This is a genomic window from Nakamurella deserti (assembly GCF_003260015.1).
GTDB lineage: Bacteria > Actinomycetota > Actinomycetes > Mycobacteriales > Nakamurellaceae > Nakamurella > Nakamurella deserti.
Genome location: NZ_QCXS01000003.1, coordinates 19,868 through 45,436, shown reverse-complemented (window position 1 = coordinate 45,436; position 25,569 = coordinate 19,868). Strand labels below are relative to the sequence as shown.

At 73.6% G+C, this 25,569-nt stretch carries 25 protein-coding genes and 1 pseudogene; 17 read left to right on the top strand and 9 right to left on the bottom strand.

The window, feature by feature from the left end; genetic code table 11:
- Positions 1-13: 13 nt before the first annotated feature.
- Positions 14-667, bottom strand: a complete 654-nt coding sequence (locus DB033_RS13630) for a hypothetical protein (protein WP_111767519.1) — start codon at positions 665-667, stop codon at positions 14-16.
- The gene (locus tag DB033_RS21135) at positions 664-1,725 is read right to left on the bottom strand and encodes a MarR family transcriptional regulator (RefSeq protein WP_205843892.1); all 1,062 of its coding nucleotides are present in this window, start codon (positions 1,723-1,725) and stop codon (positions 664-666) included. The genes DB033_RS13630 and DB033_RS21135 overlap by 4 nt, the downstream gene beginning before the upstream one ends.
- 186 nt (positions 1,726-1,911) lie before the next feature.
- On the opposite strand from DB033_RS21135, the gene fmt reads away from it, so the two are divergent.
- Positions 1,912-2,859 carry a methionyl-tRNA formyltransferase gene (fmt, locus tag DB033_RS13615; RefSeq protein ID WP_111768295.1) on the top strand — a complete coding sequence of 316 codons (948 nt, stop codon included), beginning with the start codon at positions 1,912-1,914 and terminating at the stop codon, positions 2,857-2,859.
- Positions 2,856-4,265: an RsmB/NOP family class I SAM-dependent RNA methyltransferase gene (locus DB033_RS13610; RefSeq protein WP_111767518.1), complete on the top strand. Its 1,410-nt coding sequence runs from the start codon at positions 2,856-2,858 to the stop codon at positions 4,263-4,265. Before fmt ends, DB033_RS13610 begins: the two co-directional genes overlap by 4 nt.
- A gap of 46 nt (positions 4,266-4,311) precedes the next feature.
- Here DB033_RS13610 and DB033_RS13605 read toward each other — a convergent pair whose 3' ends face one another.
- On the bottom strand, positions 4,312-5,013 hold the full coding sequence (locus tag DB033_RS13605) for a nicotinamide mononucleotide transporter family protein (protein ID WP_111767517.1): 702 nt from the start codon (positions 5,011-5,013) through the stop codon (positions 4,312-4,314).
- Between the two features lie 131 nt (positions 5,014-5,144).
- On the opposite strand from DB033_RS13605, the gene rpe reads away from it, so the two are divergent.
- Positions 5,145-5,798 carry a ribulose-phosphate 3-epimerase gene (gene rpe / locus DB033_RS13600; RefSeq protein WP_111768294.1) on the top strand — a complete coding sequence of 218 codons (654 nt, stop codon included), beginning with the start codon at positions 5,145-5,147 and terminating at the stop codon, positions 5,796-5,798.
- A 9-nt stretch (positions 5,799-5,807) separates the two neighbouring features.
- Here rpe and DB033_RS13595 read toward each other — a convergent pair whose 3' ends face one another.
- A complete protein-coding gene (locus DB033_RS13595) occupies positions 5,808-6,191 on the bottom strand; it encodes a hypothetical protein (protein WP_111767516.1) in 384 nt (127 codons plus the stop codon).
- Positions 6,192-7,002: 811 nt separating this feature from the next.
- On the opposite strand from DB033_RS13595, the gene DB033_RS13590 reads away from it, so the two are divergent.
- The 6 genes from DB033_RS13590 (at position 7,003) to DB033_RS13565 (ending at position 12,878) form a co-directional block, all read left to right on the top strand.
- The gene (locus DB033_RS13590; RefSeq protein ID WP_111767515.1) at positions 7,003-7,653 is read left to right on the top strand and encodes a response regulator; all 651 of its coding nucleotides are present in this window, start codon (positions 7,003-7,005) and stop codon (positions 7,651-7,653) included.
- On the top strand, positions 7,650-9,695 hold the full coding sequence (locus DB033_RS13585) for a sensor histidine kinase (RefSeq protein WP_111767514.1): 2,046 nt from the start codon (positions 7,650-7,652) through the stop codon (positions 9,693-9,695). Before DB033_RS13590 ends, DB033_RS13585 begins: the two co-directional genes overlap by 4 nt.
- Positions 9,696-9,806: 111 nt before the next feature.
- Positions 9,807-10,448 carry a riboflavin synthase gene (locus tag DB033_RS13580; protein ID WP_111767513.1) on the top strand — a complete coding sequence of 214 codons (642 nt, stop codon included), beginning with the start codon at positions 9,807-9,809 and terminating at the stop codon, positions 10,446-10,448.
- Positions 10,445-11,788: a bifunctional 3,4-dihydroxy-2-butanone-4-phosphate synthase/GTP cyclohydrolase II gene (locus tag DB033_RS13575; protein ID WP_111767512.1), complete on the top strand. Its 1,344-nt coding sequence runs from the start codon at positions 10,445-10,447 to the stop codon at positions 11,786-11,788. Before DB033_RS13580 ends, DB033_RS13575 begins: the two co-directional genes overlap by 4 nt.
- A complete protein-coding gene (gene ribH, locus DB033_RS13570; RefSeq protein ID WP_111767511.1) occupies positions 11,785-12,279 on the top strand; it encodes a 6,7-dimethyl-8-ribityllumazine synthase in 495 nt (164 codons plus the stop codon). Before DB033_RS13575 ends, ribH begins: the two co-directional genes overlap by 4 nt.
- Positions 12,279-12,878, top strand: a complete 600-nt coding sequence (locus tag DB033_RS13565) for a PH domain-containing protein (protein ID WP_111767510.1) — start codon at positions 12,279-12,281, stop codon at positions 12,876-12,878. The genes ribH and DB033_RS13565 overlap by 1 nt, the downstream gene beginning before the upstream one ends.
- 24 nt (positions 12,879-12,902) lie before the next feature.
- On the opposite strand, the gene DB033_RS13560 is transcribed toward DB033_RS13565, so the two are convergent.
- Positions 12,903-13,271, bottom strand: a complete 369-nt coding sequence (locus DB033_RS13560) for a DUF1844 domain-containing protein (RefSeq protein ID WP_205843890.1) — start codon at positions 13,269-13,271, stop codon at positions 12,903-12,905.
- Positions 13,272-13,627: 356 nt separating this feature from the next.
- On the opposite strand from DB033_RS13560, the pseudogene infC reads away from it, so the two are divergent.
- From infC to DB033_RS13540, 4 genes and pseudogenes are all read left to right on the top strand, one after another.
- Positions 13,628-14,144: pseudogene (gene infC / locus DB033_RS21815) on the top strand (translation initiation factor IF-3); the annotation flags it as partial.
- A gap of 654 nt (positions 14,145-14,798) precedes the next feature.
- Positions 14,799-14,993 (top strand): 50S ribosomal protein L35, encoded by a 195-nt coding sequence (gene rpmI, locus DB033_RS13550; RefSeq protein ID WP_111767508.1) that lies wholly within the window; start codon positions 14,799-14,801, stop codon positions 14,991-14,993.
- 143 nt (positions 14,994-15,136) lie between these two features.
- Positions 15,137-15,526 (top strand): 50S ribosomal protein L20, encoded by a 390-nt coding sequence (rplT, locus tag DB033_RS13545; RefSeq protein WP_111767507.1) that lies wholly within the window; start codon positions 15,137-15,139, stop codon positions 15,524-15,526.
- A 98-nt stretch (positions 15,527-15,624) separates the two neighbouring features.
- Complete coding sequence (locus DB033_RS13540; protein WP_111767506.1) at positions 15,625-16,521, top strand: TrmH family RNA methyltransferase; 897 nt, start codon at positions 15,625-15,627, stop codon at positions 16,519-16,521.
- 116 nt (positions 16,522-16,637) lie between these two features.
- On the opposite strand, the gene DB033_RS13535 is transcribed toward DB033_RS13540, so the two are convergent.
- Positions 16,638-17,198, bottom strand: coding sequence for a type II toxin-antitoxin system PemK/MazF family toxin (locus DB033_RS13535; protein ID WP_111768292.1), 561 nt, complete (start codon positions 17,196-17,198; stop codon positions 16,638-16,640).
- 237 nt (positions 17,199-17,435) lie between these two features.
- On the opposite strand from DB033_RS13535, the gene pheS reads away from it, so the two are divergent.
- The 4 genes from pheS to DB033_RS13515 are packed head-to-tail and all read left to right on the top strand — an operon-like array spanning position 17,436 to position 22,755.
- Complete coding sequence (gene pheS, locus DB033_RS13530) at positions 17,436-18,491, top strand: phenylalanine--tRNA ligase subunit alpha (RefSeq protein ID WP_111767505.1); 1,056 nt, start codon at positions 17,436-17,438, stop codon at positions 18,489-18,491.
- Positions 18,491-20,986 (top strand): phenylalanine--tRNA ligase subunit beta, encoded by a 2,496-nt coding sequence (gene pheT, locus DB033_RS13525; RefSeq protein ID WP_111767504.1) that lies wholly within the window; start codon positions 18,491-18,493, stop codon positions 20,984-20,986. Before pheS ends, pheT begins: the two co-directional genes overlap by 1 nt.
- 28 nt (positions 20,987-21,014) lie before the next feature.
- Entirely contained in the window at positions 21,015-21,611 is a 597-nt protein-coding gene (locus DB033_RS13520) for a DUF5998 family protein (protein WP_111767503.1), read from the top strand.
- Positions 21,612-21,615: 4 nt separating this feature from the next.
- Positions 21,616-22,755: an alkaline phosphatase family protein gene (locus DB033_RS13515; RefSeq protein WP_111767502.1), complete on the top strand. Its 1,140-nt coding sequence runs from the start codon at positions 21,616-21,618 to the stop codon at positions 22,753-22,755.
- 22 nt (positions 22,756-22,777) lie between these two features.
- On the opposite strand, the gene DB033_RS13510 is transcribed toward DB033_RS13515, so the two are convergent.
- Genes DB033_RS13510 through DB033_RS13500 form a run of 3 tightly spaced genes read right to left on the bottom strand, consistent with a single transcriptional unit; the run spans position 22,778 to position 25,562 of the window.
- Entirely contained in the window at positions 22,778-23,722 is a 945-nt protein-coding gene (locus DB033_RS13510; RefSeq protein ID WP_111767501.1) for a hypothetical protein, read from the bottom strand.
- A gap of 49 nt (positions 23,723-23,771) precedes the next feature.
- A complete protein-coding gene (gene speB, locus DB033_RS13505) occupies positions 23,772-24,773 on the bottom strand; it encodes an agmatinase (protein ID WP_111767500.1) in 1,002 nt (333 codons plus the stop codon).
- A 12-nt stretch (positions 24,774-24,785) separates the two neighbouring features.
- Positions 24,786-25,562 (bottom strand): class II aldolase/adducin family protein, encoded by a 777-nt coding sequence (locus DB033_RS13500; protein WP_111767499.1) that lies wholly within the window; start codon positions 25,560-25,562, stop codon positions 24,786-24,788.
- Positions 25,563-25,569 lie beyond the last annotated feature (7 nt).

Here is a 25,569-nt window from a genome sequence, read left to right as displayed (position 1 = left end):
CGAGCGGCTGACCTCAGTCGATCTCGGCGCCGGCCCGGAGCAGGTTCTCCCGGGTGGCGGTCAGGAAACCAGCCGGGTCGTCGGTCCACGCGCAGATGACGTGGATCGCCGTCGGGCCGGCCTTGGGCACTCTCACGGTGCGGGGGGTGGCCAGCACGATCTGCACGGTGGTCTCGGAGGAGACGGTCACGTGCAGGGCCGCACCCTCGGGGGCGTCGGTCAGCTGCAGCGTGCGGTTGCCCGGCAGCTTCTCCCGGTGCACCCGGACCTCGGCGACCTCGTCCCAGCCGATGACGTGATCGACGGAGAACCCGGAGCGGATGCGGATACCGTCCGGCCCGACGAGATGCGGACAGACGTACATCGACGCCAGCAGGCCGAGCATCCACAGCAGCCCCCACAGGCCCAACCCGAGGCCGACGAGACGCCAGGTCAGCGTGGGCAGCAGGAGATCCAGGATGGGGATCTCGACCGCGGAGATGCCGATGAACACCCAGAACAGCGGGGCGGCGGCGGCCCCGTACCCGAAGGTGACGGTGCCGGGAGCGATCCGTGCCGGACGCCGGAACACCCAGCGGTACAGGCTGACCCAGATGTTCACCTCGAGTCGCACGACGCGCACCGCCAGCCGGAACGCCTGACCGGGAAGTCGGAGCGCGGCGTTCACCGCCGCACCTCGGGTGATGCGGCACCCTCGAGTCGGCCGCCGTCCCCCACCGGAGGAGGGGGCGTGCTCCCGGCGACCGGCGCACCTCCGGCGACCGGACCGGCATCGCCCGAACGGGCGGGACGTGCCGATCCGGTCGAGCGGGCCGGTCCGGTCGAGCGTGCCGATCCGGCCGACTCTGCGGTCCCGCCTGTCCCAGCCGAGCGGGCTGTCCCGGCCGGGCGGGCCGGTCCGGTCGAGCGGGCTGTCCCGGTCGAGCGGGCCGGTCCGGTCGAGCGTGCCGGTCCGGCCGACTTCGCCGTCCCGCCTGTCCCGGTCGAGCGGGCTGTCCCGGCCGGGCGGGCCGGTCCGGTCGAGCGGGCTGTCCCGGCCGAGCGTGCCGATCCGGCCGACTTCGCCGTCCCGCCTGTCCCGGCCGAGCGGGCTGTCCCGGCCGACTGCGGCGTCCCGGTCGACCCTGTCGACCCATCCGTCCCTGTCGACCCATCCGTCCCTGCCGCCGCGGCCGTCCCTGCCGCCGCGGCCGTCCCTGCCGCCGCGGCCGTCCCTGCCGCCGCGGCCGTCCCTGCCGCCGCGGCCGTCCCTGCCGCCGCGGCCGGCCCCGCCCCCGCGTCCGTCGTCGCGGATGCCGCGGCCAACCGCTCCAGCACCGCCTCGCTGACGTCCAGGAAGGCGGCCAACCGGTCGTCGTCGATGTCACCGAAGAGGGTGCGGCTCAGCTCCTGCCGGCCGGTGACGAGCCCCTCGGCGACCGTCTCGCCGTGCGGGGTCAGCCGCACCGACACCGCGCGCCGATCGGTGGGGTGCGGGGCCCGTTCGACGAACCCGGTCGCCACCAGACCGTCGACGAGACCGGTGATGTTGCGTGGGGTCACACCCATGCGGGCCGCCAGTGCCTGCTGGGTCCGGGGCCCTTCGGCCTGCAGCACCCACAGCAGATGGGCTCTGGGCACGGTGAGGCCGACCGCGGCGAGCCCGCGGGTCATGTCGTCGTCGAACACGACGACGAGTTCGAGCACCCGGTCCAGCGCCTCGGTCGGCGTCGGGGCGTTCCGCATCGTGAACCTCCTACATTGTGTAGTGCCTTCACGATACGCCGCAGGGAGGCGGCCGGTGAGGGAGTCGCGCGCCCCCGCACCGGTCCGCCAGCGACGCCCACCGTCCCTCGGCGATCCTGAGGACCCGCCACGGTGCCTAGACTTCTGTCGAACGTCCCGCGAACGGGACCCGTCCTTGGAGCTGTCCTGCGCATCGTCTTCGCCGGAACCCCCGAACCGGCCGTGGTGTCGCTGCGGGCCCTTCTCGACTCCGGACACGAGGTGCTGGCGGTCGTCACCAGGCCTCCCGCGCCGACGGGCCGCGGCCGGACTCTGCAGCCGAGTCCGGTGGAGGAGCTCGCCCGCGACCGCGATTTGCGGGTCCTCACGCCGACCGGCGGCCGTGACCCGGAGCTGCTCGACGCTCTCACCGCGCTCGCGCCCGACGCCGCCGCGGTGGTCGCCTACGGTGCGCTGCTGCCGCAACCCGTGCTCGACGTCCCGGCCCACGGCTGGGTCAACCTGCACTTCTCGCTGCTCCCGGCTTGGCGTGGGGCGGCTCCGGTGTACGCCGCGATCAGGCACGGTGATGACATCACCGGTGCGAGCACCTTCCGGCTCGAGGCCGGCATGGACACCGGGCCGGTCTTCGGCACCGTGACCGAGCCGATCCGTCCCACCGACACCACGACCGACCTGCTCGGACGACTGTCCGTCAGCGGCGCCGAACTGCTCGTCCGGACCCTGGACGGCATCGCCGACGGCACGCTGGAACCGGTGCCACAGCCGCCGGGCGGCGTGAGTCACGCGGGCAAGGTCACCGTCGCCGACGCGCGGATCGACTGGACGACGCCGGCCGTGGCGATCGACCGGGCCGTGCGGGCGTTGACCACCGAACCCGGCGCCTGGACCGTCTTCCGCGGCCATCGGCTGGGCCTGGGCCCGGTCGAGCGGTCCGGCGCACCGGCCGGCGAACTGGCCCCGGGCCAGTTGGCCGTGTCCAAGACGTCGGTCCTGGTCGGGACGGCGACCACGCCGCTGCGTCTGGGCACGGTCCGACCGCCCGGCAAGCGCCCGATGCCCGCCGCCGACTGGGCCCGCGGTGTCCGCCCCGGCCCGGAAGACCGTTTCACCCATCCCGAGGAGCAGGCATGACGCGACCCAGCGGACCCGACCGACGGGGCGGAACCCGGCCTCCGCGCCGGCCGGACACCGCGCCGCCGCCGGCCGTCGACCAGGCGCGCGCGGCGGCGCTGGAACTGCTGTCCGCGGTCCGCACCGACGGCGCCTACGCCAACCTGGCCCTGCCCAGGATCCTGGCCGCCCGCGGCCTCAGCGGCCGCGACGCCGGTCTGGCCACCGATCTCGCCTACGGCTCGTGCCGGGCGATGGGTCTGATCGACGGCATCATCGCCGAGTGCTCGGACCGGCCGCTGGAGGACCTGGACGGCGCCGTGCTCGACGCCCTCCGCCTCGGCACGTACCAGCTGCTGCGCACCCGGATCCCGGCGCACGCGGCCGTGAGCACCACGGTGGATCTCGTCCGGTCGGGTCCCCGTCCCGGTGCCGCCGGGTTCGCCAACGCCATCCTGCGCAAGGTCGGCCAGCGGTCCGAGGACCAGTGGGTCGCCGTGCTCGCGCCGCCGGTCGACGTGGACCCGGTCGGTCACTGGGCGGTGGCGACCGCGCACCCGCGCTGGATCTCGCAGGCCTTCGCGGACGCACTCGCTCCCCGGAGCGACGAGCTGGCCGCGGCGCTGCAGGCCGACGACGTGCGACCCCGGGTGCACCTGGTGGCGCGGCCCGGCCGCATCACCCGGGACGAGCTGGTGGCCGCGGCCGGCGGGACGGCGGCCGCGTACTCGCCGTACGGGGTGTATCTCGACGAGGGCGACCCCGGCCGGATCGCCGCGGTGGCGGACGGCCGCGCGGCCGTGCAGGACGAGGGCTCGCAGCTGGTCGCGGTGGCCCTGGCGAACGCGCCGCTCGAAGGCACCGACCGCCGCTGGCTGGATCTCGCGGCGGGTCCCGGCGGCAAGGCGGGCCTGCTGGGCGCACTCGTCGCCGGGCGGGACGGCACCCTGGACGCCGTCGAGCCCGCACCGCACCGCGCCGATCTGGTCCGCAAGACCGTCCGCGGCCTGCCGGTCACCGTGCGCACCGCGGACGGCCGCGACCCCGGCTTCGAGCCGGGCACGTTCGATCGCGTGCTGCTGGACGCGCCCTGCACCGGTCTCGGTGCACTGCGTCGCCGACCCGAGGCGCGTTGGCGTCGCAGCCCGTCGGCGGTGGCCGGCTTGGTCAGTCTGCAGGGGGAGCTGCTGGCGAGCGCGCTGCGGCTGGTGCGGGTGGGGGGAGTGGTGGGCTATGTGACCTGTTCGCCGCACCTGGCCGAGACCGAGGGCGTGCTCAGGCGTCTCGGGGACGACGTCACGGTGCTGGATGCCCGGGCGATGCTGCCCGGCGTGCCGGATCTCGGCGACGGGCCCACGGTCCAGCTGTGGCCGCACCGGCACGGCACCGACGCGATGTTCCTGGCCCTGATCCGCCGCGACGCCTGACGGGCCGGGCCGCTCGCGGCGGGCGCCGGTCGCCGCCGGCGCCGGATCAGGCCAGCGTCGTCATGGCCGGGTCGTGCAGTCCGACCGGCGGTGGGCGGCGCGAGATCCGCAGCCAGACCACGAAGCCCCACACGACGAAAGCCCCGTACACGGCGTAGAGCACCGCGGACGGGTAGAAGCGGAAGTACAGCAGCTCCGGCACCCCGATGAGGTCCACGGCGATCCAGCACAGCCAGAAGTCGACCCAGCCGCGGGCCATCGCGTAGGTCGCCAGCACCGACCCGACGAAGATCCACGAGTCGGCGAGGTAGTACCACCACGCCGCGGGGAACCCGGCCCCGATGGACCGGAACGTCACGAAACAGACCAGCACACCGGCCACGGCGGCGGTCAGGTAGACGGCCCGCTCGCGGGCGGTGGCCCACCGGGGGATGACCGCCTCCCCGCCGGAGGTCGCCCGCGTCTGCCGCCAGCGGTGCCAGCCGTAGACGCTGGCGGCGATGAAGAACACCTGCCGGGCCGCCTGCCCGTAGAGGGTGGCGCCCTGCGGGTTGCCGAAGGCCACCCCGAGGAACACGGTGAACAGCAGCAGGTTGCCGACGATGCCCACCGGCCAGGCCCAGACCTTGCGTCGCAGACCGCCGATGGCGGAGGCGAGACCGAAGCCGTTGCCGACGACCTCCCGGACGGTGATCTCGGCGCCGCCGATGGTGAGGTGGGCCGCGAAGGCCGTCTCGAACCAGTTCATGCCCGTCCAGTCCCCGTGAAGGGCGTCGCCGGTCCGACGCGGGGTCCGCGACGCCGCACTCCGCCGCCGAGAGCGTAACGGCGCCGCGGCCGGTGCCATTCCCGGTCGCTAGGGTGGCTCGCGTGCAGACGCTGATCGCCCCGTCCATCCTGTCCGCCGACTTCGCCCGGCTGGGGGAGGAGGCCGCTGCGGTCGCCGACGCGGACTGGCTGCACGTGGACGTGATGGACAACCACTTCGTGCCCAACCTGACGTTGGGGTTGCCCGTGGTGAAGTCGCTGCACGCGGCCACCGATCTGCCCCTGGACTGCCATCTGATGATCAGTGACCCCGAGCGGTGGGCGGTCGGCTACGCCGAGGCCGGCGCCTACAACGTGACCGTGCACGCCGAGGCGATCACCGGCGACCCGGTGCGGCTGGCCGGGCGTCTCCGCGACGCGGGCGCGAAGGCGGGACTGTCGCTCAAGCCGGGCACCCCGCTGGACGACTGGTCGGAGGTGCTGCGGTCCTACGACACGCTGCTGATCATGACGGTGGAGCCGGGCTTCGGCGGTCAGAGTTTCCAGCACGAGATGCTGGCCAAGATCAGGCAGGCCCGCTCACTGGTCGACACCGGCCACCTCAACGTGGTCGTCGAGGTGGACGGCGGGATCGCCGAGGACACCATCGCCCTCGCCGCCGAGGCGGGCGCCGACTGCTTCGTGGCCGGGTCGGCGATCTACGGCGCCGACGACCCGGGCCGGGCCGTCGGCGCGTTGCGACGGCTGGCGGCTTCCGCGCGCTGACGCGGCGGCTCAGCGGCGCTGGGCGAAGAAGGCGTTGGCCGCGGGCGTCGACAGGACGGCCAGCACGACGACCGCGAAGACGAGTGACCGCAGAGCCGACGACTGCAGGGTGCCGTCGGTGTTGACCAGCGTCACGATGGCCACCGCGGCCTGGACGACATTGACCACGGCGACCACCGCACGGGCCGTCGGGTTGCCGTTCAGCAGCCCCTTGGCCACCGCGAAGTGGATGAGACCGACGACGAGCGCGAACACGGCCGCCACGACCGCCGGGCCCGGCAGGCCGAACAGCACGACGGCCGTGAACACGGACGAGATGCCACTCAGCACGATCAGGACGACGAGCACGGTGACGAGGACGGGGCGCTTGACGGAGGTGACGGACGTGGTCATGGTGGAGCCTTCCGGATGACGCCACTCGATCGTGGCCTGTTCGACAGGGTCAAGGGACGGTAGGGACGAGAGGTCCACCTCCTCCATAGACCTGGGCCCTGTCCGCCGCGCGGTGGTCGTCGGGTGGTGGCCGCGCCGTGACGCCGCCGGGTCGCTTCGATCCCGCCGGTTCGCTGCGGACTCCGCCGGTCCGTTGCCGGCCCCGCCGGTGCGCTTCGCGCGTGGCTGGTCGACCGCGACCTCCGCCGGCTTGCTCGGGGCCCCCGCCCGTTTGCTCGGGACCCCGCCGGTTCGCTGCGGGCCCCGCCGGTCGGCCCCGCGCCCGCCGGTTCCCTCGGGGCTCCGCCGGTTCGCTGGTGGGTCCCGACCGTTTGCGCCGCGCCAGCCGGTTCGCGCCGGGGTGCGCCGCTTCCCTCCGCATCGCCGCCGGTGTGCTCCGCGTCGCCGCGGGTTCCCTCCGCATCGCCGCCGGTGTGCTCCGCGTCGCCGCGGGTTCCCTCCGCATCGCCGCCGGTGTGCTCCGCGTCGCCGCGGGTTCCCTCCGCATCGCCGCCGGTGTGCTCCGCATCGCCACCGGTCCGCGTCGACGTTGCCGGCTCGTCTCGACGTGGCGCGGTTCGCGCCGGGGCTCCGCCGTCCCTACGACAGCCCTGCCGGTGCGTTCGCCGCCTGGTCCGACTCCGTCCCCGGACGGTACTATCGGCCGGCCCGGGCGGGGCCGGGACCTGGGTCTATTCCGCATTCCGGGTCCGCACCGACACTGGTGCGGGGTGCACATCGCATCCGCCGGATGCCGTGCGAGGAGCGACGCGTGAAGGTCGTCATCGGTGAGGACGAGGTCCTGCTCCGGCGGGGCCTCACCCTGGTGCTCGAGAGCGCGGGTTTCGAGGTCGCCGCCGCCGCCGACGACGGCCCCGGCCTGTTGGCGCTGACGGAGCTGCACCGGCCCGACCTGGTCATCACCGACGTCCGGATGCCGCCGACGCACAGCGACGAGGGCATGGTCGCCGCGCTCACCATCGCCCGCAGCCATCCCGAGATGGCGGTCGTCGTGTTGTCCCAGTACGTGCAGCGTCGTTACGCGGTCGAGCTGCTGGCGGAGAAGCGCCGCGGTGTGGGTTACCTGCTCAAGCAGCGGATCGCCGACGTCGACACCTTCTGCGCCGACCTCCGCCGGATCCAGGTCGGCGGGGCGGTGATCGACCCCGAGGTCGTGGAGATCATGGTGGCGCGGGCCGGCCAGGACGACGGGGCGATCGCCCGGCTGACGCCCAGGCAACGACAGGTGCTGACCCTGGTGGCCGAGGGGCGCAGCAACAGCTCGATCGCCGCCGCGCTGGTGGTCACCGAGAAGGCGGTCGTCCAGCACACGTCGCGGATCTACGACGCCCTGGGACTGTCGGTGGACGACGAGGGCCACCGACGCGTGCTGGCGGTGTTGAAGTACCTGGCCCGCTCGTGAATGCCGACCCGGCGGTCGCGGCGCCGCGACCGCCGAGGTCGGACCTGCTGCGCTCGCAGCGACGCGCCCTGCTGTTGGTGGCCGTGGGGGTGCTGGTCTCCGGCGGCGTGCTGCTCGCCGTGATGGTCGCGGAAGGTCTGCCCGGTTGGTGGGCCCTGGTCCCCTTCCCGACCTGTGTGCTGTGGGCGGGAGCCGGCATCTTCGCCTGGTGGCGTCGACCGGGCAACGGGCTGGGGGCCCTGCTCGTCTGGGGCGGTTTCAGCTTCCTGCTGTCCGCCCCCAGCGGCTCCGACACCCCGTGGCTGGCGATGATCGGCGCGGAGTTCGGCGCCGCCCAACTGGCCGTGCTGGTGCACCTGCTGCACGCCTTCCCGGCCGGTCGTCTCCGGGGGCGCTTCTCGGTGATCACGGTGGTCTGCGTCTACGTGGTGTCCTTCGTCCTGCAGATACCGAAGTGGGCGTTGGACGGACGGCAGTCCGACCTGCCGCTGTTCGTCGCGGATCGTCCCGGACTCCACCACGGGCTCGGCATCGTCCAGTCGGCGTCCGGCGCGCTGGCGATGGTCGCGACGACGGTCCTGCTGGTCGGCCGGCTCCGCCGCGCCAGGCCGTTCCAACGCCGGGTGCTGATCCCCCTGTTCACCTACGGGATCCTCACCGCGCTCTGGGTCCCGTTCTCGGCCAACGTGCTGCGACGGGGACTCGGCGTCCCCGAGGTGATCACCGACGGCACCCAGAACATCCTGCTGGCCGGCATCCCCATCGCGTTCGCGCTGGCGGTGTTCCGCGGTGGCTTCGCCCGCACCGGGGAGCTGCAGGAGCTGTCGGAATGGCTCAGCGCCCGGGACGACCGGCGGTCGCGCCTGGGGATCGCGCTGGCGTCCGTGCTGGGTGACCCGAGCCTGCAGCTGGTGTTCTGGGTCCCGGACGAGCAGCGCTACGTCGACGCCGACGGCCTGCGGGTCGAGATGCCCGAGGCGTCCGAGGCGCGCGGCGTGGTCACCATCGAGCTGTCCGGCGAGCCCATCGGCGCGGTGATCTACGACGCGGAGCTCATCGACGACCCCGAGCTGGTCCGCGCCGCGGGTCGGGTCGTCGCCCTCGGTGTCGACCGGGAGCGGCTGACCGCCGCGTTGCACGTCACCGAGCAGTCGTTGCGTCGGTCGAGGGAGCGCATCGTCGAGACGGCCGACCGCGAGCGCCGCCGGATCGCCCAGGACCTGCACGACGGCCTGCAGGTCAAACTCGTGCTGCTGGCCCTGGAGGCCCAGCAGGTCGCCAACGAACTGGCCCCCGGTGCCCACACCCGGGTGCAGGCCACCGAGCTGCGGCACGGCATCGACGCCGCCGCGGCCGAACTGCGGGCCCTGGTGCACGCGGTGATGCCGTCGGCCCTGCTCGAGCGGGGCCTGGCCCTGGCCACCGAGGACCTGCTCGACCGGGTGCCGCTGCGGTCGGTGCTGCGGGTCAGCGGCGTCGGACCGCTGCCGATGCCGGTGCAGAGCACCGCCTACTTCGTGGTCGCCGAGGCCGTCGCCAACGTGGTCAAGCACGCCCACGCGGGGAAGGTGTCGGTGCACGTCGTCCGGCGCGGCCACCTGCTCACCGTCGACGTCCAGGACGACGGGGTCGGCGGTGCCTCGGTCGACCTCGGCACGGGCATCCGCGGTCTGCTCGACCGGGTGGACGTCCTGGGCGGTGACCTGCAGCTGACCAGCCCGCCGGGCGCGGGCACCCGGCTGACCGTCCGGCTGCCGGTGTCCGCCGACGCGGAACCGCCTACCGCGCCGACCGCCGCCGCCGCGCCCGCCGCCACTGTGCCCGCCGCCGCCGTGCCCGCCGCCGCCCCGGTGCCCGCCGCGGCCCCGGCGCCCGCCGGTCCCGCAGTGCCCGCCGCCGTCGGGGCGCCGGCCGACGCCGGGGCGCCCGCCGGCGCGGCGTCGCCCGCCCACGCCGGGGTGGGGGAGCGGTCCACCGACGCGCTGCACGTCGCCGCGACGGGAACCCGCGGGACCGCGACCCCGGCCCGACCCGGGGTGTGACGACGATCCGACCGGACCGCCGCGTCGATGGGGGAGACTGGACGGTGGCGCCGCCGCTCGGCCGCGCCGGTCCGTCACGCACGGACGCCCCGTCCGCAGGAGGAATGGCACGTGTTCACCGGCATCATCGAGGAACGCGGCGAGGTGCTCGACCTCACCCTCGCCGCCGATGGCGACTCAGCCCGCCTGACCATCCGGGCCGCCACGGTCACCGACGACGCGGGTCACGGCGACTCGATCGCGGTGTCCGGTGTGTGCCTGACCGTCGTGGACCGTGCTGCGGGCACCTTCACCGCCGATGTGATGGCCGAGACCCTGTCCCGCACCACCCTGGGCGCCCTCGCCGTCGGTGACGCGGTCAACCTCGAGCGTTCTGTGCTCCCGACGACCCGGATGGGCGGCCATGTCGTCCAGGGCCACGTCGACGGCGTCGGCACCCTGGCGTCACGCACCCCGCATCCCGCCTGGGACGAGATCCGCATCGCGGTGGGACCCGAGCTGGCCCGCTACATCGCCGGCAAGGGTGCCATCGCCATCGACGGCATCTCGCTGACCGTGGTCGACGTGCACGACACCGACACCGGCGCCGAGTTCGGCATCGGCGTCATCCCGGAGACCCGGGCCGCCACCACCCTCGGCGGCCGCGGTCCCGGCGACCGCCTGAACATCGAGGTCGACGTGATGGCCAAGTACGTCGAGCGGCTGCTCGGCACCACCCGCGGCACCGCTCCCGACGGGAGCGTCCCCGCGTGACCGCCGCAGACCACCGGTTGCCCAACGGCTTCCACACCATCGAGTTCGCCGTCGCGGAGTTGGCCGCCGGCCGCACCATCCTGGTGGTGGACGACGAGGACCGCGAGAACGAGGGCGATCTGATCTTCGCCGGCGAGCTCGCCACGGCCGCCGAGACGGCCTTCATGGTGCGCTGGTCCTCCGGCGTCATCTGCGTGCCGATGCCCGCGGAGGACTGCGACCGCCTCGAGCTGAGCCCCATGACGCTGGTCAACACCGATCCCAAGGGGACCGCGTACACCGTCTCCGTCGACGCGAAGGTGGGTGTCGGGACCGGGATCTCGGCCGCCGACCGGGCCCGCACCATCCGGGCGCTGAGCGACCCGGCCACCGAGGCGGGCGACCTCAGCCGGCCCGGCCACGTCTTCCCGCTGCGCGCCCGCGAGGGCGGGGTGCTGACCCGCCCCGGGCACACCGAGGCCGCGGTCGACCTGCTGCAGATGGCGGGTCTGCGCCCGGTCGGTGCCATCGCCGAGGTGGTCAGCGAGGACGGGTCGATGGCGCGTCTGCCCGAGTTGCGGGAGTTCGCCGCCACCCACGGGCTGGCCCTGATCACCATCGCCGACCTGGTGGCCCACCGGCGGCGCTCCGAGGTGCACATCGACCAGGTCGCCGACGCGCGGCTGCCGCTGCCGCAGGGCGAGTTCCGGGCGATCGGCTTCCTCAGCCGGGTGACCGGCAAGGAACTCGTCGCGCTGGTCAAGGGGGACATCGCCGACGGCGAGAACATCCTCGTCCGGGTGCACTCCGAGTGCCTGACCGGCGACGTCTTCGGTTCGCTGCGGTGCGACTGCGGGCCGCAGCTGGACGCGGCGCTGGACGCGGTGGCCGCCGAGGGGCGCGGGGTCGTGCTGTACATCCGGGGCCACGAGGGCCGTGGCATCGGGCTGCTGCAGAAGCTGCGCGCCTACGAGCTGCAGGACGCCGGTGCCGACACCGTGGACGCCAACCTCGATCTGGGGTTGCCGTCGGACGCCCGCGAGTACGGCACCGGTGCGCAGGTGCTGGCCGCCCTGGGGATCCGGTCGATGCGGCTGCTGACCAACAACCCGGCCAAGCGCGCCGGGCTCGAGGGCTACGGGCTGTCCATCGTCGAGCGGGTGCCGCTGCCGGTGGAGAGCAACCCGGAGAACCTCCGGTACCTGACCACCAAGCGTGACCGGATGGGGCACGCCCTGGCCGGGCTGGCCGCCGAGATCCTCGGCGCCGAACGGGTCACCGACGGCAGTCCGGTCGACCCGGTGGACATCGACAACGCCGACGGGGCCGTTCCCGCCGACATCACGAGGAGCCGTTCATGAGTGGCGAAGGCCGCCCCGCCCTGGTCGTACCGGACGCCCGCGGTCTGCGCGTGGCGATCGCGGTGGCCCAGTGGCACCCCGAGATCATCGACGGACTGCTGAGCCGCGCCCTGGCGGTGGCGGGGGAGGCGGGCACCGCCGAGCCGACGGTGGTGCCGGTGCCGGGATCGATGGAACTGCCCGTGGTGGTGGCGCAGCTCGCCACCAACCACGACGCGGTGGTCGCTCTCGGCGTCGTCGTCCGCGGTGGCACCCCGCACTTCGAGTACGTCTGCGAAGCCGTCACCCACGGGCTCACCCGAGTGAGCCTGGACGCGGGTGTGGCCATCGGCAACGGCGTGCTGACGGTGAACACCGTCGAGCAGGCGGTCGACCGGGCCGGTGGCCCCGGCGCCGCCGAGGACAAGGGCGGGGAGGCGATGGCGGCCGCACTGGCCACGGCGCTGACCCTGCGCAACCTGCGGGCCCCGGCCGCGAGAATGGGTTTCTGATGTCCGACCAGCCGCATCCGGCCGCACCCCCGGCCACCGGTCCCACCCCCGGGGCCGTGACGGTCCGACCTCGACGCATCGCCGTCTACGCCGCCATCGGGGCCGCCGCGGTCATCCTGGTGGGGGTCTTCGTCGCGCTCAAGCTGCGCGGCTCCGACACCGGGGTCTACTTCCGCACCTCCGACGCCGTCGCGATGGCCGGCCTCGGGCTGCTGTTCGCCGGCGGCATCATGCTCACCGCCCGACCGCGGCTGCGGGCCGACGCGCACGGTCTGCGGGTGCGCAACATCGTCGGTGAGCGCTTCGTCCCGTGGCCGGTGATCGAGCGCATCTCGTTTCCGGAGGGCGCCGTCTGGGCGCAGCTGGAGCTCGCCGACGACGAGGTCATGTCGGTGATGGCCATCCAGTCGATGGACAAGGAACGCGCGGTGGTCGCCCTGCGCGAGGTGCGCGCCCTGTACGACCACCACGCGCCGCCGCAGACCCGGCGGCAGCGGACGCCCGTCCCGGCGGAGGACCCGAACCGGCCACTGGGCCGGCTGGAGATCATCGACCGCGAGAAGGCCGCCCAGGGCGGCGGTCGCAAGCGCCGCCGCTGAGCTCGGCCGACCGACCCCCGGCGGTCAGTGCGGGCGGGGACGACTCTCGCCGGGACCCTGACCGGGCTGGTCGGGGACGGCGGAGTACTCCCGGAAGGCGCCCTGCAACGCGCCCAGCCCCTCGCGGAACGCCGCGGCGTGGGGCCCCAGGTCGGGGAGCGCGGCGTTGAGCAACCCGGCCAGGGCCGTGATGAGGGTGCGCGCCTCGTCCAGGTCCCGGTGCGCGGGCCGGTCCGGGTCCTCGTCGGCGAGGCCGAGCTGCTCGGCGGCGGCGCTCATCAGCATCACCGCGGCCCGTGAGACCACCTCGACGGCGGGGATGTCGACCAGGTCCCGCTCGGCCGGGCCGGTCGGTTGCGGGTGCTCGGGACGGAGTTCTGCTGGCGGGTTCACATGCGCTAGACTCTCAGGTGCGAGTGTCCAGGACGAAATCGTGAGATCAGCCCCGGACGCCTCGCACAGACTGCAAGTGGAGCCCGACTCCCACCCGCGCTGCCTCCGGCGGCCGGGTTCGGTCCAGCATTCCGGGCCGGTGTCCTCCCGCCCACCGCGAGGTGGTGCGACGATGCCGTTCCTGTCCGCTGTATTGCCTTCCCGGCGTGCCGGGTGGGGTGGAATCGGGTCCCGTTGCCTTCGGCAGCGGGACTTTTTGCATTCTGCGGTCCGTTGTACCGGTGGTGACGCCTCTGGCGCGGCCGACCGGCCGCAGCACAGCGCCACCCGAACATCACCGTCTTCAGGAGGACTCAATCAGCGTCGAGCCACGCATCAACGACAGGATTCGCGTGCCGGAGGTCCGGCTCGTCGGACCGAACGGCGAGCAGGTCGGCATCGTGCCGATCAGCCGCGCCCTGGACATGGCCGCCCAGGCCGATCTCGACCTGGTGGAAGTCGCTGCGACCGCACGTCCGCCCGTGGTCAAGATCATGGACTACGGCAAGTTCAAGTACGAGAACGCCCAGAAGGCGCGTGAGGCCCGCCGTAACCAGGTCCTCACCGTCATCAAGGAGATGAAGCTCCGTCCAAAGATCGACGGGCACGACTACGAGACCAAGAAGGGTCACGTCGTACGCTTCCTCAAGGTCGGCGACAAGGTCAAGGTCACGATCATGTTCCGTGGCCGCGAGCAGTCGCGCCCGGAGCTGGGTTTCCGGCTGCTGCAGCGGCTCGCCGCCGACGTCGCCGACCTGGGCTTCGTGGAGGCCGCCCCCAAGCTGGACGGCCGCAACATGATCATGGTCCTGGCTCCCCACAAGGCGCCGACCAAGGTCGCCAAGTCGCCGACCCCGGCCAGCGGGCCGCGCACCCCGCGCGGTGAGCAGGTCCAGGGATCGCAGGTCGACGGCGACGAGGACGTCTCCGACGATCTCGACGACGACGACATGACCGACGACACGACGACGGACGCCCCGGTCACCCCCGCGGCGCCCGCCGAGCCGGCACCGGAGCCGATCTTCAAGAAGGCGGCGGTACCGCCGACGCCGATCGCCGCGCCCGAGCGTCCGGAGCGGCTCGACCGCCCGGACCGTGCCGAGCGCTCGTCGTCCGGTCGCCCGCCGTCGGGCACCCGGCCGTCCGGACCGTCGTCGCGTCCGTCGGCCCCGCGTCCGACCAGCAACCCGTCCGGTCCGTCGGCGCCGTCCTCGGCCCCGTCGACCGGGTCCTCGGCTCCGTCGTCCGCACCGCGGCCGCCGGCACCGTCCGCCCCGCGTCCCGCGGTCCGGCCGGCGACCACCGGTGGCACCCCGGGCAAGCCCGGTGGCGGCGCTCCGCGTCCCGGTGCTCCCGGTCCGCGTCCGGGTGCTCCCGGTCCGCGGCCGCCCAAGCCGACGACCTGATCCAGCACATCCACTTGAACCACCCGCCGGCAGCCAGCCGGCACCTGTCCGCGTGCGGACGGGCTGAGAGACGAGGAACGACATGCCCAAGATGAAGACCCACTCCGGGATGAAGAAGCGGGTCAAGGTGACCGGCTCCGGGAAGCTCGTCCGCGAGCAGGCGAACAAGCGCCACCTGCTCGAGGTCAAGAACAGCAAGCGCACCCGGCGCCTGACCGGGACGACCGACGTGGCCAAGGTCGACGTGCCCCGCGTCAAGCGGATGCTCGGTCGCTGACCTCAGGTCTGCTGCTCCACCACCGGCCTCCGGGCCACGCCGCCGGTTCCACCGGCCACCCGCACGACCCCATCCCAGAATCCCGCTCCGCCGTCCGACCCGAGGTCGCGGCGTGAGCACGAAGTAGAAAGACAGGTGCCACCGTGGCTCGCGTCAAGAGGGCGGTCAACGCCCAGAAGAAGCGCCGCACGACCCTGGAGCGCGCGGCCGGTTACCGCGGCCAGCGCTCGCGGCTGTACCGCAAGGCCAAGGAGCAGGTCCTCCACTCCCTGAACTACGCGTACAACGACCGTCGCAAGCGCAAGAACGAGTTCCGCAAGCTGTGGATCTCCCGCATCAACGCGGCCGCCCGCGCGAACGGCATCACCTACAACCGCTTCATCCAGGGCCTGAACCTGGCCGGCGTCGAGGTCGACCGCAAGATTCTGGCCGAGCTCGCCGTCCGCGACGCGGCGGCGTTCGCCGCGCTCGTGGCGATCGCCCGGGACGCGGTGCCGAGCCTGGCCGGCGCCGGTACGAGCGACGCCGCCTGAGTACGCACCAGGGTGGCTCCCGCCCCCGTCGTGAGCGTCCGGCCGGTCCGCCGGTCGGACGCACCACGCCGGGCGGCCGGGACGCCACCGGTCTCCCGGTGACGAAGTCGGGCTCGTCGGCCAAGGACGCCGACTTCTTCACCACTGCCGACGACGAGACCGAGGTCAACGGCGACGGTGTCCTCACCGAGCGCAGCTCGCGGGTCGCCGCCGCGCACCGGTTGCTGCGCCGGTCCCGGCGCACCGAGGCGGGGGAGTTCCTCGCCGAGGGCGCCCAGGCCGTCACCGAAGCGCTGGCCTACGCGCGGGAGCATCCCGGGATCGTCCTCGAACTCTTCGTCACCCCCGACGCCGCCGCCCGGCACGTCGACCTCGTGCGCGCGGCCTACGCCGCCGACGTCGAGGTGAGCGTGGTGAACCGGCGGGCCATGGAACTGCTCAGCGACACCCAGACGCCGCAGGGCCTGATCGCCCGGTGCGCATCGCTGGACGTGCCACTGGCCCGCGCGCTCGGGGACGGCGCGAAGCTGGTCGCCGTGCTCGTCGACGCCAACGATCCCGGCAACGCCGGCACCGTCGTACGGCTGGCCGACGCCGCCGGCGCCGACGCCGTCGTGTTCGCGGGGGAGTCCGTCGATCCGTTCAACCCCAAGGCCGTGCGGGCCTCGGTCGGCAGCATCTTCCACCTGCCGGTCGCCCGCGCGGTCGACGTGGACGAGGTGCTCGCCGCCCTCGCCGGGGCCGGCCTGTCCGTCCTGGCGACGACCGGGTCGGCCGACACCGATCTGGACGCCGCTGCACGTGACGGGGTCCTGGATCTGCCGACCGCCTGGTTGTTCGGATCCGAGGCCCACGGACTGCCCGGGCACGTCATCGAGGCCGCCGACGCCTCGGTCCGGGTGCCGATCCACGGCAGGGCCGAGTCGCTGAACCTGGCCACCGCCGCGGCGATCTGCCTGTACGCCTCGGCGTCCGCCCAGCGCCGGGAGTCCTGACCCCGGTCGACACCGCACCGTTTCCGCCGGTCGTGGCGGCTCCTCCCCCCACCGCGGGGGGGGGGCCGCCACGACCGTCGTGTATCCGGGAGCCGTGGAACCGGGGTCGGCGCCGCTCAGCTCCAGTGGTAGCGGCGGGTCAGGGCCGCCTCGACCAGCCCGTACCGACGTGCGTCCAGCGCGGTCGCCTCCCGGCGCATCCCCTCCGGGTGCACCCGGAACACGCGGTCGAGGTCGACCCAGCTGGGCCGGCCCTCCGCGTCCCAGGCGCCGCTGCCCAGCGCGACGAACTCGCCGTCGCCGGTGTGGGCCTTGCTGGTGAGCTGGACGGCGAGCACCGTGCCCGTCGACTCCGTCGCCACCACGAGGACGGGCCGGTCCTTGCCGCGGCCGTCCTTCTCCTCGTAGGGCACCCAGGTCCAGACGATCTCCCCGGGATCCGGGTTGCCGTCGGTGTCGGGTGAGTAGGTCATCCGTACCCGCCCGACATCGCCCGGATCCACCTCGACGGTGGCGGTGCCGCCGGAACGGCCCCTGACCGGCGCATCGGGGGCGGGGCGGGGCGCGCGGGGGGCCGGCGGCCGCCGCGCCGGAGGTGCCGCCGGCGCCGCGCGTCCGCGGCCGAGCACGGACGTGAGCAGGGACGACGCCAGGTCGGCGAGGAAGGAGCGGGCCATCTGCGGCACCCTACCGACCGGCCGCCGGACCAGGCGGAACCGGCGGACCCGGCCCGGTCGGCGGCGCCGCCCCCGAGTCCGCGCCGCCCGCAGGCGGGAAGGGGGCCTGGTGCCGATCGCATATGCTCAGCGGTCGGTGCGGCAGCCCCGGCAGCGTTCCCGGCCGGTCGTCACCGCGCCCGAAACCGCCGCCCGTCCCGGGTGGCTCCCCACAGGACACCGAGGACTCACGCGTCGATGAGCAGCACACCCGAGCCACGCGAGACCACGGCGGCGCCCGACCCGGTCGGTTCCGCCCAGCAGGCGTTCGCCGCGGCCGGCACGTTGGCCGAGCTCGCCGAGCAGCGGCAGGCCCATCTCGGCGACAGGTCGCCGGTGCTGCTCTCCCGCCGTGCGCTCGGTCAGCTGCCCGGCTCGGAGCGGGCGGCCCGCGGCAAACAGATCAACGCCGAACTGCAGGCCATCACCGCCGCCCACGACGCGCGACTGGCCGTGCTGACCGAGGAGCGCGACACCGCCGTCCTCGCCGCCGAGCGGGTGGACGTCACGTTGCCCGGTGATCGGCGCGCGGCGGGTGCCCGGCATCCGGTCTCGCTCATCATGCAGCAGACCGTCGACACCTTCCTGGCCATGGGCTGGGACGTCGCCGAGGGTCCCGAGCTGGAGGCGGAGTACTTCAACTTCGACGCGCTGAACTTCCTGCCCGACCATCCGGCGCGCGCGCTGCAGGACACCTTCTCGATCGCCGCGCCGGACGGCGGCACCGACTCCGGGCTGGTGCTGCGCACCCACACCTCGCCGGTGCAGGCCCGGACGATGCTGCACCGCGAGCCGCCGATCTACGTCGTCTGCCCGGGCCGGACCTACCGCACCGACGAGCTCGACGCGACCCACACGCCGGTGTTCCACCAGGTCGAGGGACTGGCCATCGACCGGCACCTGACGATGGCCCACCTCAAGGGCACCCTGGACCACTACGCCCGGGCGATGTTCGGTCCCGAGTCGCGCACCCGGCTCCGGCCGCACTTCTTCCCGTTCACCGAGCCCAGCGCCGAGCTGGACGTCTGGTTCCCGCAGAAGAAGGGCGGCGCCGGCTGGGTCGAATGGGGCGGCTGCGGCATGGTCGACCCGGCGGTGCTGGTCAACTGCGGTATCGATCCGGCCGAGTTCACCGGTTTCGCGTTCGGGATGGGAATCGAGCGCACCCTGCAGTTCCGCAACGGCATCCCCGACATGCGGGACATGATCGAAGGCGACGTGCGGTTCAGCGCGCCCTTCCCGACGGAGGTCTGATGCGCGCCCCGCTGGAGTGGATCCGGCAGTACGTGGCCCTGCCCGACGAGGTCGGTGTCGCCGAGATCGAGGCCGCGCTGATCCGGATCGGTCACGAGGTCGAGGACGTGCACACACCACCACCGACGACCGGTGACCTGGTCGTGGCCCGGGTGCTGGCCGTCGAGGAGCTCACCGGGTTCAAGAAGCCCATCCGGTTCGTGACGCTCGAGGTCGGTGCAGGGCTCGGCGCCGACGGTTCGGCCGAGCGCCAGGTCATCTGCGGCGCCCGCAACTTCGCCGTCGGTGACCTCGTCGTCGCTGCACTCCCGGGCGCGGTGCTGCCCGGTGACTTCGCGATCGCGTCCCGGTCGACCTACGGCCGCATCTCCGACGGGATGATCTGTTCGGCCGCGGAGCTGCGGGTCGGCAACGACTCCGACGGCATCATCGTGCTCGACGCCGACGACCCCGCCGCCGTGATCGGCGCCGACGCCCGCCCGCTGGTCGGGGCGACGGACACGGTGCTGGAGCTGGCGATCACCCCCGACCGGGGCTACGCGCTGTCCATCCGTGGCCTCGCCCGGGAGCTGTCGGCGGCGTTCGAGGTGCCGTTCACCGACGTCGCCGGTACCGACATCCGCGACGTCGCCGGCGCGCCCGTCCCCTGGCCGGTGACCATCGACGACCCGGCCGGCTGCGACCGCTTCGTCGTCGTCAAGGTGTCCGGAGTCGATCCGTCGGCCAGGAGCCCGTACTGGATGCGCCGTCGGCTGCTCGCCGCCGGCATCCGGTCGATCTCGCTCGCCGTGGACATCACCAACTACGTGATGCTCGAGGTCGGCCAGCCGCTGCACGCCTTCGACGCCGCCACCCTGGCGGGCCCGATCACCGTCCGGCGCGCCACTCCGGGCGAGAAGCTCGTCACCCTGGACGGTGTCGCCCGCACCCTGGACGCCACCGACCTCGTCGTCGCCGATCCGAGCGGCGCGATCTCACTGGCCGGGGTGATGGGCGGTGCGAGCACCGAGATCTCCGAGACCACCACCGAGGTGCTGATCGAGGCCGCGCACTGGACGCCGTCGGTCATCTCCCGCACCGCCCGCCGGCGGTCGCTGACGTCCGAGGCGTCGCGCCGCTTCGAGCGCGACGTCGACCCCGCCGTCGCGCCGGGCGCGGCCGAGCGTGCCGCGGAACTGCTGGTGCGCTACGGCGGCGGTCACCTGGAACCCGGTCGCACCGACGTCGGCGCACCGAACCCGCCGGCCACCGTCGCGCTCCCGCTGACGGAGCCGGAACGGCTGCTCGGTCGGCCGGTGTCGGCCGAGACCGCCGCGCGGCGGCTCGTGCAGGTCGGATGCCTCGTCGAGGCGTCGGAGTCCGGTGACGCGCTCCTTGTCACCCCGCCCACCTGGCGGCCCGACCTGCTGCGTCCGGCCGACCTGGTCGAGGAGATCGCCCGTCTCGACGGCTTCGATCTCATCGGCTCGGTGCTGCCGCAGGCCCCGGCCGGCGCCGGATTGAGCTCCGCCCAGCGACGTACCCGTGCGGTCGCCGCGGATCTCGCCGCGATCGGACTGACCGAGGTGCTGACGTTCCCGTTCATCGGACCGCGGGACTTCGTCGCGCTCGGCATCGACGAGAGCGACATCCGTCGGCGCACCGCCACGCTGCTCAACCCGCTCGACTCCGCGCGGCCCCTGATGCGCACCACGATGCTGCCCGGACTGCTGGAGGCGCTGTCGCGCAACCTCGCCCGGGGTGCGCGTGACGTCGCGCTGTTCGAGCTCGGGCTGGTCTTCCTGCCGCGGCCGGACGCCCCGCGACCCCCGGTGATGACCGTCGGTGCCCGCCCGTCCGACCACGACCTCCGCGTCCTGGAGGCCAGCGTGCCGACCCAGGTGCAGCACGTCGGGGCGGTGCTCACCGGACAGTGGGACCGCGCGGGCTGGTGGGGTCCCGGCCGTGCCGCCGACTGGGCCGACGCCGTCGAGCTCGCCCGCCGGATCGGCCGCACCGCCGGCGCCGAGCTCCGGGTGGAGACCGCGGAGCTCGCACCGTTCCACCCCGGTCGCTGCGCCGGTATCCGGGTCGGTGACTGGCCGGTCGGCTACGCCGGTGAGCTGCACCCCGCGGTCATCGAGCGCCTCGGGTTGCCCGCCCGCACGGTCGCCCTGGAGCTGAACCTGTCCGGGTTCCCGGAGCGTCGCCCGGTGGTCCCACCGGTCGTCTCGTCGTTCCCGCCGGTCCTGCAGGACGTCGCGCTGGTGGTCGCCGACACCGTGCCCGCGGGCCGCGTGACCGAGGTGCTGCGCCGGGCCGGTGGCCCGCTGCTGGAATCGGTGCGGCTGTTCGACGTCTACACCGGGGATCCGGTGCCGGCGGGGCACAAGTCCTTGGCGTTCGCGCTGAGCGTGCGCGCCGCCGACCGGACCCTGACCGGCGCCGACGCGCAACAGGTCCGGGACGCCGTGGTGGAGGCGGCCGCCCGCGAGTTCGGGGCGGTGCTGCGATGAGCCGCCGCCCGGGGCCGGGAGCCCGGCGATGAGCGCCACGCTGCCGAAGCGGCTCGCCGAGCAGATCGACAAGGCGGGCTACTACCCGGCTTTCGTCACCGACGTGCTGGACGTGGCGCTGGCCGGCGAGGAGGTCTCCGGGCACCTGGTGCACGGCGAGACCACCTTCGACGCCGACACCATCCGACGGCACCTGTCGGTGCTGGTGCTCACGCCGAACCGGCTGATCTTCGTCCACGCGGACGACCACGCGGGCGACGAGGAGCACAGCGGTGACGCCCACGGGGTGGCCACGTCCGAGGCGGTGCCGCTCAACGCGGTCCGCACGGTGATGCTGACGCACGTCGTCGGCAAGCCGGCCGAGTACCCGGCGCGTCGCCGCGCCAACGACCTCAGCGGCCGCGACATCACCCTCACGATCGGCTGGGGCGGGGTGTCCCGGGTCGACCTGGAGGTGGCCGGTTGCGGTGACCCGCAGTGCGACGCCGACCACGGCTACACCGGCACCCTGGCGGGTGACGACCTGGCCCTGCGGATCAGCGCCGACGCCGAGGGCGCCGCCGCGCTGCAGGACGCGCTGGCCTTCGCCCGGCTGCTGTCGGCCGCCACGGCCTCCCGTCGCTGAGCCGATGAGCGTTCCCGGCCCGGTGGTGCCCGACTACGCGGGCGACGTGCTCGGCCGGGTCATGCCGGCCGCCGCCGGCGCGCTCGGCGTGAACGCGCACCACGCGCCGGACTGGGGACTGCCCACGGTCGACCGGGTCTGTGTCGTCCTGGTCGACGGGTTGGGCCACGACAACCTCGCCGACCCGGACACCCGGGCGCCGTTCCTCAAGGGTGCGCTCCCCGGTTCCCGGGTACTGCGCGCGGGCTTCCCGACCACCACCGCGGTGTCGATGGGCTCGTTCGGCACCGGCCGCCCACCGGGCGAGCACGGACTCGTCGGCTACGACATGCTCGACCCCGCCCAGGACCGGTTGCTCAACGGCCTGCGCTGGGCCGAGGGGGTGGACCCGGTGGCCTGGCAGCCCTACCCGACGGTCTTCGGTGCCCTCGACGCGGCGCAGGTCCCGTCGTTCCGGCTCGGGCCCGACCGTTTCGAGAGCTCCGGCCTGACCGAGGCCGCGCTGCGCGGTGGGTCGTTCGTGGCGGCGACGAAGCTGCCCGATGCCACCCGCACGGCCGCCGAGCTGCTGCACCGGCACGAGCGGGCGCTGGTCTATCTGTACTGGGGCGGCGTCGACTACAACGGCCACACCCACGGGTGGCGGTCGCGCCACTGGCGCGACGCCACCGCCGAGCTCGACCGCCTGCTCGCCGATCTGCGCCGCACCCTGCCGAAGGGCACGCTGCTGCTGGTCACCGCCGACCACGGCATGCTCGACCTGGGCCACCAGTACCGCCACGATCTGGCCCGGACGCCGGGGCTGCTGACCGGGGTGCGCCACATCGCCGGCGAGACACGTTGCCTGCAGTTGCATGTCGAGGACGGCGCAACCCGCACGGTGGCCGACGCGTTCGCGGCGGAGTTCGGCGATCAGGTCTGGGTGCGGACCCGCGACGAGGCCGTCGCCGACGGCTGGTTCGGGCCGGTGGTCGACGAACGGGTGCGGCCGCGGATCGGCGACGTGCTCGTCGCCGCCGCGATGACCGACTTCGGTCTCGTCGACTCCCGGGTCGTGGACCGCAAGGTGCTGCGGCTGATCGGTCAGCACGGTTCGCTCACCGAGCCCGAGCAGCGGGTGCCGTTCCTGACCTTCCTGACCTAGGTCGAACGGCGGCCTCGCGGGGTCAGCCGCGAGCCTTGTTCAGCGCGGCCCGGGCCGCCTTCTGCTTCTGCTCGGCCGCCCTGGTCTGCTTCTGCGCCTCGTCCAATGCCCGGCGGGCGGTCGAGAGTTCCCGTTGCAGGCGGGTGATCAGCTGCTGCGCCGCGTCGGCCCGGTCGACCGCGTCCTGCACGGCCTGATCGGCCGCGTCGGCGTCGGCCTGCGCCGCGGCGACGGCCCGGTCCTTCGCCGCCTGCTCCCGGGTGGCCCGGTCCTCCGCCGCCTGCTTCTTCACGGACCCGCGTGCGGCGGTGTCCTTCGCCGTCCCAGTTCCGGCGGGCTCCGCCGCCCGGGCCCCGGTGCGGCCGGCGGTGGCGCGGGTACGCGTGGGCGCCGCCGGCGCCGGCGTCTCGTGCGCGGTCTCGTCCGGTGCCTCCGGCGTGGGATCGCCCGGCGCCGCGGCCGGCCGTGGGCTGCGGATGAGGGTCAGTTCGGGCGGGCTGAACCCGAAGCCGGACGATTCCGCGGCCCGGACGAGGATGCCCTGCCGGAGCTGATCGGCGACACCGGTGTCGGCCAGGGCCGCGGTCAGCGTCGCGGTGACCTCCTCGCGCTGACCCGCGGTGGGGGACTGCTGACCGATGATGTCGAACGCCTGCCGCGTCAACCGGTCCAGCAGAGCGCGCCGCCGGGTGTTGAGCTCCCGCAGCTCCTTCGCGTCGCCGGCCGTCTGCGCCTGCTGCAGGGCGGTGCCCAGGTCGACCAGGGCGTCGATGGCGCCCGGGTCGGTCCGGGCCAGCCGGTTGATGGTGAACGCCGACTGGGTGGGTTTGCGCAGCGCACCGATGGCGGTGGCCGCCTCCTTGTCGCCGTCGGCCCTGGCCGCCTTGACCAGTTCGCCCCGGCGACCGATGAAGCGTTCCAGGTCGAGTGCGTACAGTTCGTCCACCGCATCGTCCAGCAGCGACACCGAACCCTCCCCGGGGCGGGGTGGGGCACCCCGCGCCCCGAGTGTCCCATCAGGCCGGGGCCATCACCGACAACAGCTCGTACCCGACGTGGGCGGCGGCGATCCCGGTCAGCTCGGCGTGGTCGTAGGCCGGGGCGACCTCGACGATGTCGACGCCGACGATGTCGAGTCCGGCGAGCCCGCGGATGGTGTTGAGCAGTTCCCGTGAGGTCATGCCGCCGGCTTCGGGGGTGCCGGTGCCGGGGGCGTGGGCGGGGTCGAGGCAGTCGATGTCGACGGAGACGTAGACGGGGCCACCGTCCAGACGCCTGCGAACCCGGTCGACGACGCTGGCGATGCCGTCGAACTGGTAGTCGTCGCTGCGGACGATCTGGAATCCGGCGACGGCGTCGTCCTCCAGGTCCTGTCGGCCGTACAGGGGTCCGCGGATACCGACGTGCTGGCAGCGTTCGGCGTCCAGCAGGCCCTCCTCGGCGGCGCGGCGGAACGGGGTGCCGTGGGTGTAGGGCGCACCGAAGTAGGTGTCCCAGGTGTCCAGGTGGGCGTCGAAGTGGAGGACGGCGACGGGCCCGTGGATGCGGTTGAGGGCCCGCAGCAGCGGGAGCGCGATGGTGTGGTCACCGCCCAGGGTGAGCAGCCGGGACCCGTGTTCGGCGAGGGCGGTGGCCGATGCGGTGACGGTGTCGAGCGCTTCGACGATGTCGAAGGGGTTGACGGCGATGTCGCCGGCGTCGGCGACCTGCTGGCTGTGGAACGGGAACATTCCCGTGGCCTGGTTGTAGGGGCGGAGCAGCTTCGACGCGGTCCGGATGTGGGCCGGGCCGAACCGGGCACCTGGCCGGTAGCTGACGCCGGTGTCGAAGGGCACGCCGACGACGGTGATGTCGGCGTCGCCCACCTGGTCGAGCCGGGGCAGTCGGGCGAAGGTGGACGGCTCGGCGTAGCGGGGGACCCGGGCGGCGTCGAGTGGTCCGTACACCGTCCGGCCGTCCGGGGCGGTGGCGGTGGTGAACGGGTTCGGGCCGACGGTGGGAACTGCGGGGATGCTCATGGAGGTGGGGGCTCAGTCTCGGTAGTCGGGGGCGATCCGGTCCAGCAGTCGCAGCATCGCGGCCCAGGCCAGGTCGTAGGCGTCGGTGTCGGCGAGATCGTCGCCGTCGGCGGTCCCGATGAGCTGCTGGGCCGTGTGCTCGGCGATCGCCTCGTCGGGAATGATCAATTCGCCCAGACCGCCCGCGGCGACCTGGATCTCGCAGGCCTTGTTGAGGTAGAACATCCGCAGGAAGGCCTCACCGGGGGTCCGGCCCACGGTCAGCAGGCCGTGGTTGCGCAGCAGCAGCGCGGTGTGGTCACCCAGGTCGTAGACGATGCGTTTCTGCTCCTCGAGATTCAGCGCGACGCCCTCGTAGTCGTGGTAACCGACCCGGTTGTGGAACTCCATCGAGATCTGGTTCAGCGGCAGCAGTCCCGTGCTGCTGGCCGCGACGGCGCAGCCGGGCAGGGTGTGCGTGTGCAGGATGCACTGAGCGTCCTCGCGGGCGGCGTGGATCGCACTGTGGATGACGAACCCGGCCGGGTTGACCCGGTACGGGGACTCGCCGACGATGCGCCCCTGCAGGTCGATCCGGACCAGACTCGACGCGGTGATCTCCTCGAAGAGCAGCCCGTAGGGGTTGATCAGGAAGTGGTGCTCGGGCCCGGGGATGCGCACCGAGATGTGGGTGAAGATCAGGTCGGTCATCCGGTAGTGGGCCACCAGCCGGTAGCAGGCGGCCAGTTCCCGGCGGAGCGCAGCCTCGTCGGCGGCCGGCGTCAGCACGGCGGGCGGATGGGTGGTCATCGAACGT

What these genes read in the sequence shown, in the direction of transcription:
- DB033_RS21135 (WP_205843892.1), bottom strand. Translation starts at nt 1,725, where the DNA reads ATGCGGAACGCCCCGACGCCGACCGAGGCGCTGGACCGGGTGCTCGAA.
- DB033_RS13610 (WP_111767518.1), top strand. Translation starts at nt 2,856, where the DNA reads ATGACGCGACCCAGCGGACCCGACCGACGGGGCGGAACCCGGCCTCCG.
- DB033_RS13605 (WP_111767517.1), bottom strand. Translation starts at nt 5,013, where the DNA reads ATGAACTGGTTCGAGACGGCCTTCGCGGCCCACCTCACCATCGGCGGC.
- DB033_RS13595 (WP_111767516.1), bottom strand. Translation starts at nt 6,191, where the DNA reads ATGACCACGTCCGTCACCTCCGTCAAGCGCCCCGTCCTCGTCACCGTG.
- ribH (WP_111767511.1), top strand. Translation starts at nt 11,785, where the DNA reads ATGAGTGGCGAAGGCCGCCCCGCCCTGGTCGTACCGGACGCCCGCGGT.
- DB033_RS13565 (WP_111767510.1), top strand. Translation starts at nt 12,279, where the DNA reads ATGTCCGACCAGCCGCATCCGGCCGCACCCCCGGCCACCGGTCCCACC.
- rpmI (WP_111767508.1), top strand. Translation starts at nt 14,799, where the DNA reads ATGCCCAAGATGAAGACCCACTCCGGGATGAAGAAGCGGGTCAAGGTG.
- DB033_RS13535 (WP_111768292.1), bottom strand. Translation starts at nt 17,198, where the DNA reads ATGGCCCGCTCCTTCCTCGCCGACCTGGCGTCGTCCCTGCTCACGTCC.
- pheS (WP_111767505.1), top strand. Translation starts at nt 17,436, where the DNA reads ATGAGCAGCACACCCGAGCCACGCGAGACCACGGCGGCGCCCGACCCG.
- pheT (WP_111767504.1), top strand. Translation starts at nt 18,491, where the DNA reads ATGCGCGCCCCGCTGGAGTGGATCCGGCAGTACGTGGCCCTGCCCGAC.
- DB033_RS13520 (WP_111767503.1), top strand. Translation starts at nt 21,015, where the DNA reads ATGAGCGCCACGCTGCCGAAGCGGCTCGCCGAGCAGATCGACAAGGCG.
- DB033_RS13515 (WP_111767502.1), top strand. Translation starts at nt 21,616, where the DNA reads ATGAGCGTTCCCGGCCCGGTGGTGCCCGACTACGCGGGCGACGTGCTC.
- speB (WP_111767500.1), bottom strand. Translation starts at nt 24,773, where the DNA reads ATGAGCATCCCCGCAGTTCCCACCGTCGGCCCGAACCCGTTCACCACC.
- DB033_RS13500 (WP_111767499.1), bottom strand. Translation starts at nt 25,562, where the DNA reads ATGACCACCCATCCGCCCGCCGTGCTGACGCCGGCCGCCGACGAGGCT.